Raw genomic sequence first — 13834 nt, 5'->3', positions numbered from 1 at the left:
GTTTTTTTTAACCGCAAAGGGCGCAAAGGGCACGAAGAGTTTGATTATGAGATATTTGGCAGTGATAGTTTTTATTTTTACTTTGTGGTAAATGAGATTTATTTTTGTATTTAAGTTAACATTTAATTAACATTGGTGGTTAATCCAAAGTTTGAACGACACCGAGGTCGTTCACTACGATGGTAGGTTTAAATTTTTAATTGTTCGTCAGTAGGGAATCACCTCTGTGTGATTCCGTTGTGGATAGTTAGCTAACGTGTATAAATTAAAGGAGAATAACTATGAAATTTTGGTTTAAGTCGATAACAAAGCTTGCTCTTGCTTTAGGTTCGGTATTTTTAATTAAAACGATTATTACTAGGGGTCAAAGGGGTTAACTTATGCCTTCATGCCTCTTTGATTACTTGCCTTTTCAATTAGCAATTAACAGCTAGTAGTTAATTGCTAATTGAAATTTTTTACAATAAACTAAATTAATATAAGAAGAATAGTGTTTAATTATCCACTATTCTTCATACTATATTATTATCTTAATAAATAGGTCAATAATTATTGACACTAATTTTTAACCTAACTATACTATTAAAAGTAGTTGACATTAAAGGTTTGGAGGTGAAGAGTTGATAACAATAGATCCTCGAAGCAGCACCCCCATTTATCAGCAAATTGTTGATAAATTTAAAGAAAACATACTGCGTGGAATATTGCTTCCTGATGAAAAAATACTTTCAGTAAGAGAGCTAGCACGCCTTCTCACCACTAACCCAAATACTATTCAAAAAGCTTATCGTGAGCTAGAACGTCAAAAAGTTATCTACTCTATAAGAGGCAAAGGCTCTTTTATTTCGGCAGATTTTAAGAGAAAAATGGATGAAGAAAAAATGCAAGAAATAACCTTAGCCCTAAAGCGGTGCATTGTTGAGGCCCATTATTTAGGTATAGAAGAGAATAAAATGATGCAAGTTATTCAAAAAATATATCAAGAACTAGAGGTGAATAATGATGCTACGCATTAATAATTTGTATAAATCGTTAGGTCAAAAACAAATCCTTAATAACTTATCTTTACACGCTAAAGAGGGCAGTATATATGGCTTGGTTGGCCCTAATGGTGCCGGCAAAACTACTCTTATACGTACAATAGCGGGCATCCTTATTGCCGATAAAGGTGAAATATTTATTAACAATACCGCTTTAACAGTTAATTGCGCTAAGGCCAAATACCGCCTAGGCTATGTTACAGATAACCCCTTGTATTTTCCACATTACAGAATTAAAGATTTGTACAGTATGTACAAAAATGTCTATAGCTCTTTTAGTCATGAGCGTTATAAAAGATTAATTAAGGTGTTCGACCTAAACCCAAATTCACGTATGAAACATTTATCTAAAGGCATGAAAACAAGGGTTTCGTTGCTGCTCAATTTGGCACTAATGCCTAATTTACTATTGCTAGATGAACCCACCTCGGGGCTCGACCCTGTTATACGGCAGGAGCTCTTAAATTTGCTGATAGAAGAGGCCTACGAGCATGGCACAACCTTATTTATATCAACCCATAATTTAGATGAATTAGAGCGAATTTGCGACTATATTGGCCTAATTCATAAGGGCAGAATTTTAACCGAAAGTGAACTAGATAGTCTTAAGCAAAAAATAAGAAAAATTCAAATAGTACTAAATGATGAGCTGCCACTTGAGCTCAAAAATCACCCCGATGTTTTAAACATAGAGCAGGCAGGCAGGGTTTATAGAATAATTGTAAAACAAAACTTTGAGCAAGTACTCACCATTGCCAAAAAGTACAAACCCTTAGTACTAGAGACCATAGACATGAGCCTTAATGAAATATTCATTAACCAAATAGGAGGTGAAGGATATGTCATTAAAAAATAATAGTTTTTTTAACTTTATTCTATATAAAAAAGAAGTAAAGTTACTAATTTCGGTAACCGTATTAGCCACTTTATTTCTAATGTTTACGTTACCTTATGGCTATTATGTTTACTCAGAGATTAAAGGTACTATTACCCAAAAACTACTGGCAAACCCTAACACCAGTTATATATATGATGGGCTTGCTGTAAAAGACTTAACAAACAACGATATTATAAACGTTTGCAGTAAGTATTTAATGGGTCAGTTAAAGCGTTTTTCTTTTACCCAAATAATAATAATGTTTATACTACCTATCACGGCAGCAGCCTTGGTAATGGGACAAGATAGAAACAATAAAAGCATAGATTTAATTGCCTCTATGCCCTTTACTCGTAAACAAATATTTTTTAGTAAGGTAATTGCTGGCTTAGCAATGTGTATAATACCTTATTTAATAATCCTTATAGTGGCTAGTATGTTGCGAGGCATGTTTTCAGAGTTAAGTATAGTGTTTTCTTATGGCTTAATATTTAGGTGGTTTATAACCTCTATCTTGCCTATAGTATTGCTTTTTATAGCCAGCATTTTTGTTGGCACCTTAGTTTCACCACCGCTTGGCATAATGAGCATAACACCCATATTCTTGGCTTTTCCTATTGGCTTAGGATCTTTAATATACTTGAATTTAATAATTTTTAACATACCGTTTGAGTATGGATTTGTAAACTTTTTTGCTGAGTCATTAATACTAATGAGTCCGGCCTACTTTGCGGTGTATCCAGTAACCCGACACACTGTATCAATTACCTTAATGTCACCAACTATGCATACTATAATAGCTATTTTATTTACAATAATTCTGTTAACTTTCAGCTATTATTTATACAAAAAACACAAAATGGAGTATAGTAACGAGCTACTAATTTATCCCCAGCTCGAGCGAATATTTATAATAGGCGTTTCGGTATGTTGCGCCTTAATTACAGGCCCCTTAATGTATTCATTGTTCTTTAACAGCCTATTGGCAGTTATACCAGGTTACGCCTTAGGTGCTTTTATTGGCGGCTGGTTAGCCAGGTATTTGGTGAAGATTAAAAAAACAGGGTAAGTAGTATAACTAGTAATTTATTATCTATCAATTTTAATGTGTTATTCATTAAAATCACTATTCAATAATATTATCTTATAAATTCAATATAAAAGGGGTTGTCGGGAAATACAATCCTAAAAAGCAACAATACTCGAAAGAGTAGAGTTGCTTTTTTTAATATGAAAAGAAAAAAGATGGTCAAAAAAGACCATCTCGTTCCCGCTACATTGTATAATGTAACTACTCATGAAACAAGAATATTATAATCAATTTTTCAAAAAAGGACAACTAAAAATAAACTTAAAACTATCAGAAATAGGATTGCCAGCCAATGACCCAGTCTATACCTTAATAAAAATATTGGAGGAATTAAACTATACTAGCCTGTTAGCTAGATATAAAAATAGAGGAAGAAAAGGCTATAATCCAATAATGATGTATGCAGTTATGGTGTATGCGAACATGCAAGGGGTAAGTTCGGTAGATAAAATAGTAGAATTATGTGAACGAGATATAGTATATATATCACTAACTAAGGGGGAGACTCCAAAGCGAGATGCTTTTTATCAGTTCTTCAATAATAAATTGACAGTTGAAATACTAGAAGACTTACATTATCAATTTATAAGAACATTGCAAAAAGAAAACTATGTTACTCTAAAGCAATTGTATATAGATGGAACTAAAATAGAGGCAAATGCTAATCGTTATACATTTGTTTGGCGAGGTAGTATTAACTATCACTTAGCAGGGCTATTAGATAACATAGATAACTTATATACAAGATATAACACCTTTATTAAAAAAGGTGGCTATGACCAAAAATACAAATTGGCAGATGCCATTATGTTTAGTATTCAGGGAATGGACAAAGTAAAAAAAATAATTGCCCAAAATCGTAAACGCAAAAATAAAGGGCAAAAGAAAAGATCAAATAACACTATCATAGAAATTGACAATACCTCACCAATTAAGCTATTAAAATTACAAGCTAATCTTATAAAAATAGCTAAGGGAGAAGGAATTACTTTCACAAGTGGTAAAGGTAAACCAAAAAATGAGCTTCAAAAGCTATATGAGCAACTAGAAACCTATAGTAAGCAATTACTAAAATACAAAACACATTTTAAGATTATGGGAGCTGACCGTAATAGCTACTCTAAAACAGATATTGAAGCAACCTTTATGAGAATGAAAGATGACCACATGAAAAATGGGCAATTGAAACCAGCATATAATGTTCAGATAACTGTAGAAAATTACTTTATTATTCATAGTTACATCAGTAATGACCGAACAGACTATAATACCCTTATCCCAATACTTAATAAACATAAAACACATTTTGGATATTATCCAGATGGGACAACTACAGATAGTGGCTATTGTAGTGAAAAAAACCTAATTTACTTACATGAACGTAAAATACAAAGTTTTATAAAACTACAAGAACATGAGAAGATGAAAACAAGAGCCTATTTTCAAAATATCGGAAAACACTATAACATGAAAAAAGTAGATTGTGAAAAACCTTATTATATTTGTCATAATAACCGCAAGCTTTTACATAGTCATAGTGAAAAACATAAAGAAAATGGATACACAAAAACCTTTGAGGTTTATGCCTGTGATGATTGCAGTGGCTGTCATCTCAAACCACAGTGTTTATATAAATATAATGAAGAAAAACATGCTCATAAAAATAAAATTATGAAAGTTAATGAACTATGGGAGACCTTAAAAAAGAACTCATATACTAATATACAAAGTGAGAAAGGTATCTTAAATAGACAAATACGCTCAATCCAAACGGAAGGTCACTTTGGAGATATAAAAGGCAATCAGAAATTTAGACGCTTTAATTACCGCTCTTCAGAAAAAGTGTATAAACAGTTTCTATTATATGTTTTCTCTAGAAATATTAATAAATACCATCGTTTTCAAAATGGTAAATTACATAAATATGAAGGTAAAACAGTAGGTAATGTTGCTTAATTGAAAAAGCTTCTCTTTAGCCACTGTACCTTTATTTGTTATACCCAAAATTCAATAGTAGACCATAAAATAAGAAACCTACTAGGCCATTTACACTGTTCTTTAGTGTTATACCTAGCAGGTTTTTATTATTTCTTGTTTTTAGGGGTTAAAATTCCTATTTCACGACAGCCCCTTTTTGATTTGAGTTATTTTTATTTACTTCTTAAATATTTTAATTGGTTTGTCATTGCCCTTCCACTCGGTATTAAAACCAAGCTCTCTAGCAATCATTCTTACAGGAACCATAGTACGTTGTTGAGAATTTAAGTATGCTGGGGCATCCATTAATACGTTTACTCCATTTACAACTGCAAATGATTTACCAACTGTTACCTTAACTACTTTGTCACCTAAAGAATAGGTTACTGTTCTGGTAGTGCCATCCCAATCGAATGAAGCACCCAAAGCCTGTGCAAAACGTACCGGAACCATAGTTACACTATTCTTAAGAACAGGCACACCATACTCTGTACTCTCACCAATTGTAAATGTTACAGAAGCAGACGGAGTTGGCGTAGGTGTTGGATCCGGTGTTGTTGGGTCCGGATCTGGTGTTGTTGGATCAGGATTAGGCGTTGGTGTTGTACCAGCATTAGGATCATAGCTTGGATCGTAAACAATTGTTATATCAGTAGTACTAAACTGTTTATTAATATCCATAGCTTCAACAGTAAACTTATTTACACCTTGTTTTAACTTAACAGGGTGGTAAGCTCTTCCCATTGGGATTTTAATATCTACTTTTTCTACTCCTGCAGTAGTGTAAACATACGCTAACTCAACACGTACATTATCTTCAATAATAATCATAGCACTACTTTTATTTGTTTTTGCTGGAGCTGTTACCTCAGGTCCCTTCATATCAATTACAGACTTAAGTTTAGCTTCAGTTAAGATAGTATCCTTATTTTTGTCACTTGGGTCTATAATATCACTATTCTCATCATTAAAGTCATCTGTCTTAGCCTTAAATATATGACTTACCCCACCAACTGACGCAGCATTAAAGAATACTCGACCCATTTCATCAGTTTCACCTAGGTCTTCATCATTAACTTTAACTTCGTATCCCTCTAGTGGATTTCCATCTCCATCAACGTAAGTAATAGTTACAGCAGCTACTGTGCCAACAACTATTTCACTAGGATTACATTTTAATTCTGGCTTTTTAACAGGTATATCTAACATTTTGATATCTGTTGCACCATTTTCAATATATAAGCCAATTGTAGGTATATACTCTTTGTCTTCAGCTTTATCCCAGTCAACATCATCAACTAATAAAGTATAGATATATTCTTCATCTGAATTAGGCTCTTCTGCACTGCTTTTACCATCACTAATATTAATATAGTCATTATCCTCATCTTTGAGTGAGAAATCTACATATTTATCATCAGTTTGAAAGTATACTTCTTTATCTAAAACACTGTTATTACGTGGATCAATAATTTTGAACTTAAATTGTGCCTTAATGTTCTCAGTAGCACTACTTGTTTTCTCCATTACAACTTTTGGAGGTTGAACATTAAAGGTTATTTGTCCCATTTTTTTACCACCATCAGTAACTGCTCTAATAATCATTTTTGCTTGATTAAAGTTTGGTAATATATTTAGTCTAGCAGATTCTTTTTCACCATCGTTATCAAAATCTTTATACGCACCACTTGTAATTGAAATTGGTGTTGATTTATTTCCCTCTGCATCAATATCTATACGTTCGAATCTTGGGAATATAACATCACCACTCTGATCAATAGTTGAAACATATACTTCTTCTTGGGCACCATTTACAAGTATGTTGGTTTTACTATTTAATGAATACACCTCTTTACCAGTTACATCAATTGCATCATTAAAACTAACATCTATCCAATTACCATGATGATATCCACTTACATTAAGGGTTAATTGACCTACTTCACTAAATAGATTCTTTTCATCATCTTTATAGATGTAGGTACCATTACTAATATTTGCTGTAGATCCACTTACTATTGTTTTAGTACCGAGTTTAATAATTGCATTATTTACAGGATCATCATTTTCATCTCTTACTGTAACAATAAAGTCTGCAGTTGTATCTACCTCAATCGCATCTCTATTAAATGTAATATTATAGCCAGTAATATTAATTGTTTTCTTAAACGTTTCGTTAGGAGATTTATCATTTTCATCCGAATATACCTTAATAGTAAAATCCATTTTTCCTGTTTTTGTAGGTGTAATAATACCAACATTATTTTTAACTGTTGGGTTATCTCCATAGTTTCTTAGTATTTTATCTACTCCACAACCCTCAGCTCTTACCTCAACATATTTACAAACCTTAGGTGTAGTGCCACTTTCATACTTTTTAATTTCAATATTTTGAACTATATTTGTGTCTCCAGGAAAAGTACCTGATAACATACTGGGAAAACCCAAAACAATATCACCAACACTAACTTCATCTAAACCCCATCCCATTAAGGTGTAGGTATCTGGGTTAACTATCTTTAGTTCAAATGTACTTGCCATTATAACTTTGCTATTTTCTCTTAACTCAATAATTAAATTAACATCAGATTTACCCCAATCATTACAAAACAATTCAAAAGAGGCTGTTTGCTTATTTTTATCAATAAACTTGTTGTTTGTACTTCCATTACCAACAACAGATATATTTTCATGTTTTCTATTTGAATCTTTATCGTAAGCTTGAGCAGTAATTGTATACGGGCTCTCCATTTTACTACCACTTATATACTTATCGGGTAAGTTTAAGTCTATTACAATAGGTTGATTATTTAATGAATGAGGTACTCTTTTGGTGATTAAGTTAACAGGTAAATCAGCTGGTGCAAGATTTCCTTTCATCATTAATACACCGGCACCACCATCTTTTGGGTAAGCGAAGATACCTATTTCACCTGTGTGACTCATATAAGTACTATCCATTAAAAAGCCAAAAGTTTTACCGTTAGATATAGCAGTTGCTATATGAGTCTGCATATTATCAGTACCTGTTTGTATATAACCAATTTTTAAGATATATTTATCTCCATCTTGATTTGGAAAATATCCTCTAATAATTGGCTGAGTAGGTACTGGAAAGTTCATATTCAGTGAACCTTCTGAAAACTCTATTTGAGGAATAACCCTAAACTCATCCTCATCACCATTTATCCACGAGTATTCAGTACAGCTATCAAACTTTACTGTATATGTACCAGCTGTTAACATACTCTCAAAAATTTTTATATCAAATCTTCCGTTTGTAAAAGGTACTTTATAACCTATAATATTCGCACCTGAGTCCTGAATATAAGCATAACCACTAGCATTTACTGTAGAATAATTACTTACTACACGACCAGAAATAATAACATTACCACCACTATTACCGTTTAATTCAACGACTTTCCTATCTAATACTACTTTAGCATTACCTTCAGCTAAAGCTACTCCGCTAAACATGCTTACTATTAGAGCTACTATGGCTGTTATTGATAATATGCGCTTCAAAGAAACTCCCCCTTAATCTTGTATTTTTGCTTTTGCAAAAATCAACTTAATCTAGTTTTAATTTTAACACAATTTACCCATAAAGATTAGACTATTTTTCTTACAAAAAGTTTCATATTTTGTACTATTAAAATAAAATAAATTAATAATTATGGCATAGCTACGCTTATTATATCATTAGCTTAATATAAATGCCATATTGGTAATTATAATTTAATAAACTAAATTATTCTTTTGCTAAAAACTTATACACATTAATATGTAATATAAAAATAGGTGGCTGAAAAATTCAACCACCTATTTTTATTGTAACACCAAACTATTAATTTAGCTATAATTATTCAATAACTATTGGAGCACTATTAGATGTCCAGTTTACTGTAAAACCTAATTCTTGAGCAATCATTCTTAAAGGAACCATTGTTCTGCCAGCTTTGTTTAGGTATGGTGCAACTGTAACTTGAACATTTTCACCGTTTACAGTTGCAGTTTTGCTACCTAAAGTCATGGAGATTTTAGTTTCACCTAAGTAATAGGTTACGGTACGAGTTGTGTTGTTCCAATCTACTGTAGCACCTAAATCTTGAGCAAAACGTACTGGAACCATTGTTACATTGTTATTAAGAGCAGGTGTGCCATACTTTGTTTCATTACCTATGGTAAACTTAACTGGCTCTGCTTTTTGTGCTGTTACAACTATATTTGTTTCTACATAGTTATGTTTAGAGTCAGCTGCCTGTACAAAAAAGGTATTTTCACCTGGTTTAACATCTGCTTCGTAAGTAATCTCTGGTCTTGAGAAGTACATATCTACTTTTTTACCATTTACATATACAGCAGTTACCATTACATTATCTTTAATTGTAATTGTCACTTTATTTCCAATCACTGTTTCTGGAGCAGTAACTACAGGTGCTAGAGTATCAGCAGTAGATTTAACTTTTAGTGTTGTGTAAACATTTGTTACATCTGTTTCAGCCTTAAACTCTAAAGACAATGAGCTTATTGAAGAAGCTGCATAAACAACTTGACCCTCTTCATTTGTTTCACCAACTACATCCTCCCCAAGCTTAACTTCACGCTCAGTTAAAATGTTGCCTTCTGCATCAGTATAAGTTAAAACAATGTTTGAAGCAGAGCCAATAATAATTTTATTTGGAGTAGCAGTTAATGTAGGTTTAACTACTTCTATAGTTTGCAATTCAACATCACCAATAACTAACTTCACTTCAACTGTTTTTTCATCTTTTTCAGCTTTTTCGTAGTCAACACCACTAATTTTAACTTTAGCTGCCCACACACCATCATCATTTAATGCTAAGTTAGCATCTGTAGCATAGTCAATACTGCCATCTGCTAAATAAACAGCCTTTAGTTCCACTGTATCATTCATTACAGAATTATCTCTAGGGTCAAGTACCTTAAACTCTAGCTCTGTATCAATATTATGGGTTAATTTTGTTCCTTTAGTGAATACAACTTGGGGCTTTTTAACGTCAAGTTTTATTTCACCCATTTTTTTACCGTTATCTGTTGTGGCACGTAAAATTAAAGTATGCTGGTCAGCTGTTGCAGTAACTTTAACTTTAATAGCCTCTTTAACTCCGTCGCCATCTAAGTCTTTACGGGTTGTAACTGTTGGATTAGTACCTGTTTGAGTATCGTCTTTACCGTCTACTAAAGTTACATCTTCACGTACAAAGCTAGGATAAACTACATTGCCTTCTTCATTAAGAACGGTAATATACATTTCTTGCTCTTCACCATTCACTAATACAGCTATATCAGAAGTTACTGTATATACCTCTTCACCTTTTACTTTAATTTCATCTGTTAAAGTTACTTCTGCTAGTACTTCATCTTTTTTAAACGCTGCCACTGTTACGTTTTCTACAGTAGTAAATTCTTTATCGAAGGTATAAATACCACCAACAATATTCTCTGTTGTTCCATCTACAGCTGTTTCTGTTGTAGAGCCAAAGTCTAATTTAACTACTGCATTGTTAACAGGATTACCATTTTCATCGGTAATAGCAACAGTAAATTCTGTTTCAATATCCACCATAGCTGTTTGGGGTGAAACCTCTATGTTCCAACCCTTAACTTCTATTTCCTTAGTAGCAAATGTATAATTAGCTTCATCATCGTTTGCATATTCATCACCAAAAACCTTAACTGTAAATTTCACTGTTCCGGTTTTGGTTGGTTTAATATTAAAGCTTGAATCTGTAACCGAGCTATCATAACCAGGAAATCTCTGAGTTGTTTTTTCTATTCCAGCACCTTCATAGGTAACTTCAAGAAAATTGTTAGCTGTAGCAATACTATTTTTATATTCTTTAACAGCAATATCCGTAAAGTTAATGTTGTTATCGCCAACTTTTAACTCGTCGATATTAAATGTTACTAGGTTATATCTAGCTGGTTCAATTACACGTAAGTCGAGGCTTTTTTCTAATACAATAGTTGTATTATTGCTATCATATAGCTCAACAGCCATAGTATAATTACCCTTATCCCAATCATTACACTCTAGTGTAACTTCAACTTGTTCTTTATTGAAGTTTAAGCCTGTAATAGCTACATTTTCTACATTGGCATTTGAATTATTTTTAGCAAATTCATCATCAGAATCTTTAACTGAATAACGCAGTTGCAAATCAGTGGCTAAGCCATCTTTAGCACTGTTTAAATATTCATCTGCTAAGCTAAACTTAAGAGTTACTTTTTGGTCTTCTAAAGCCTTTACAACCTCATTGTTTACTAAAGAAACATTTAGGTCTCCGGCTTTAACTCTACCACTTACAGCTAAAACACCATTTACATAAATACCAATGTCACCAACCTTGGTAAATAAATCACCATTAAATAAAAAACCAAATGACTTTTCATTGTGAAAGTTAGCTGTAACAATTGCTGATATAGGGGCATCTTTATAAGCAATAGTAATTACATCGCTATCTTTATCAGCATCTTCATTAACAAATACGCCTTGAACTACCTGTTGGCCAGTTACTGGGTAGTTAAACTCTAAAGTATTTGGCTCAGCTAACTCTGTTTTATAAACAATTGTAAAGCTATCTTGAGCTTTAGCTGCTTCACCATCTACTTCAAAATCATACTCATCAGTTACGTTTGTACCAACAATTATATAGTTAGCAACACCAGTCTTTGATGAGTCTGTTTGTATTAAAACAGAAAACGATCCGTCTTTAGCGTTTATGGTTGTTACTAAATTAGCAAGGTCAACAGAATCTTTATATACCTTTAATTCTGCATCTAATTTTTCTAAAGCATTACTTGTTGAGTTGAAAATTTTACCACTTAAAGTTACAGTATTAAAATCTTTACCGTAATCTAAAATATCATTATCTACTTGTACATAAACCTTTTTATCAGCAGCAAATGCTACCCCACTAAACATGCTTACTATCATTGCAATCATGGCAAATATAGCTAAAAATCGCTTCATAAATATGGTTCCTCCTCATATGATGTGTAGAAGCTTACAATGAGTAGGTAACCATTCATATTTTATATCAAACACTAAGGATATAATAAATAATTACCTTACGTTAAAAACCTACGCTAAAATTAGCCGGCATACTTCTTTGCGTAGACTTTATTAATATTTTTGTTACACTTGGTAAACATTTAATATGAATGGATAACCTACCTACATTGCAACAATATACTACTTGAGGAGCAGTAATATTTACAATAGCTTTATATTGTTTGTAACACAAACGTAATTATTGTTATAGTGATACCAAATTTTATAATATATTAGTTAATTATTTTATTTTAAAGTTGATTTTTATTTAAAATATCAACTTATATATTATTTACCATGGCTATGTAGGTAATTTATATGAAATGTTAAGTATGGTGCAAGTATATAAGTATATATTTGGGTTTTTATACATGGATGTTTGTGGATGTTAAGGAGTTAAAATAAAAAAAATAGACATTTTAATATAATTAAGTAGTTTAACTTATTTTGCAATAAATAAAGCCTATTGCCAGTGGCAATAGGCTTTTTTATTAGGTTAAGTTTATGACTTATTTAGAGATAATGATTGGAGCATCATCAGATGTCCATTTTACATCAAATCCTAAGCTTTGACCAACCATTCTTACAGGAACCATAAGTCTACCTTGTGCGTTTAGGTATGGAGCTTCAGATAAAGGAACATTTTCTCCATTAACAATACCAGTTTTGCTGTCTACTGTTAATTTAACTGTTGTTTCACCATAGGTGTACTCAACTGTTTGAGATTCTGCATCCCAAGCAAATGAAACGCCTAATTCTTCTACTAAACGAGCTGGAACCATAGAAGTTGTACCAATTTTAACTGGTGTACCTAAGTCTCCAACTGCATTGTTTAGAGTAAATTCTACTTTTTCAATTACAGGAGCTTCAACTTCAATTTCAATTGTTTGCTCTGTATAGTTAAAGTTTGTATCAGCAGATAAGAATTCAACCTTGTTGATTCCAGGTACTAAACCTGTAACTACGTGAATAGCGTCAGCTTTAGGGAATTTCATTTCTACTAATTCGCCGTTTATATATGTTACATGTAATCTTACATTATCAGTAATCTTTAATGTAGCAGATTTACCATCTTTAGATATACTTAATACTTCAACTTTAGGACCTTCTGTATCAGCTTTAGATGATACTTTTTTACTTACTTTATCAGTATCATAATCAGTTTCAGCTTCGAATACTAAAGCTAAAGAACTTGTTGCTGATGATGAGTAAAGAATTTTACCATCTTCATCTGTTTTACTAACTTCGTCACCATTTAGTTTAACTATACGATCAGCTAATGGGTTTCCATCACCATCTGTATAAGTTAAAGTAATGTTAGTTGCTTGACCAATAATTACATGCTCAGGAGTAGCTGTTAAAGTACCTTCTACTATAGGAATAGCTAATACTTTAACGTCTACAGAATTGTCACCATCCATGATAACATCAGCAACTAATTCTTTTTCATCTTTAATAGCTTTTTCAAAATCTACTTCTTTAGTGTAATATGTGCCAGTCCAAACTTCTTTGTTTGAATCTAAAGTTTCGCCAGCTTTTTGATCAAATGTAGGTACATATGTTACTAAAGCACCAGCTACTTCAACTTTAACATCATTAGACATTACACTATTATCGCGTGGGTCAATTAATTGGAACTCAAGCTTGTTATTGAAACCATTTGTAATAGTTTTAGCACCTGTCATTGATACAACTGGCTTAAGAACTTCAATTTTAGCTTCGCCCATTTTTTTACCAGCATCTTCAATTTTAGCTTCGCCCATTTAATA

At 32.2% G+C, this 13834-nt stretch carries 7 protein-coding genes; 4 read left to right on the top strand and 3 right to left on the bottom strand.

Annotated features, from left to right (window positions below):
• The first annotated feature begins 620 nt into the window (after positions 1–620).
• The 4 genes from IMX26_RS12235 to IMX26_RS12220 all read left to right on the top strand — a co-directional run bounded on the left by IMX26_RS12235 (position 621) and on the right by IMX26_RS12220 (position 4963).
• Entirely contained in the window at positions 621–1016 is a 396-nt protein-coding gene (locus IMX26_RS12235; RefSeq protein ID WP_195158672.1) for a GntR family transcriptional regulator, read from the top strand.
• Positions 1000–1896 (top strand): ABC transporter ATP-binding protein, encoded by an 897-nt coding sequence (locus IMX26_RS12230; protein WP_195158671.1) that lies wholly within the window; start codon positions 1000–1002, stop codon positions 1894–1896. Before IMX26_RS12235 ends, IMX26_RS12230 begins: the two co-directional genes overlap by 17 nt.
• Positions 1880–2986 carry an ABC transporter permease subunit gene (locus IMX26_RS12225; RefSeq protein WP_195158670.1) on the top strand — a complete coding sequence of 369 codons (1107 nt, stop codon included), beginning with the start codon at positions 1880–1882 and terminating at the stop codon, positions 2984–2986. Before IMX26_RS12230 ends, IMX26_RS12225 begins: the two co-directional genes overlap by 17 nt.
• Positions 2987–3214: 228 nt before the next feature.
• Entirely contained in the window at positions 3215–4963 is a 1749-nt protein-coding gene (locus tag IMX26_RS12220; protein WP_195158669.1) for an IS1182 family transposase, read from the top strand.
• A gap of 198 nt (positions 4964–5161) precedes the next feature.
• Here the strand turns inward: IMX26_RS12220 and IMX26_RS12215 are convergent, their stop codons facing one another.
• From IMX26_RS12215 to IMX26_RS12205, 3 genes are all read right to left on the bottom strand, one after another.
• Positions 5162–8512, bottom strand: coding sequence for a copper amine oxidase N-terminal domain-containing protein (locus IMX26_RS12215; RefSeq protein ID WP_195158668.1), 3351 nt, complete (start codon positions 8510–8512; stop codon positions 5162–5164).
• Positions 8513–8849: 337 nt separating this feature from the next.
• Positions 8850–11984 carry a stalk domain-containing protein gene (locus IMX26_RS12210; RefSeq protein WP_195158667.1) on the bottom strand — a complete coding sequence of 1045 codons (3135 nt, stop codon included), beginning with the start codon at positions 11982–11984 and terminating at the stop codon, positions 8850–8852.
• A 590-nt stretch (positions 11985–12574) separates the two neighbouring features.
• Positions 12575–13828: a copper amine oxidase N-terminal domain-containing protein gene (locus IMX26_RS12205; protein WP_195158666.1), complete on the bottom strand. Its 1254-nt coding sequence runs from the start codon at positions 13826–13828 to the stop codon at positions 12575–12577.
• Positions 13829–13834: the final 6 nt, after the last annotated feature.

The sequence above is a fragment of the Clostridium sp. 'deep sea' genome (genome assembly GCF_014931565.1).
Lineage (GTDB): Bacteria > Bacillota > UBA994 > PWPR01 > PWPR01.
Note: the sequence above shows the minus strand (reverse complement) of the source record. Positions and strands in the feature narration are given on the sequence as shown.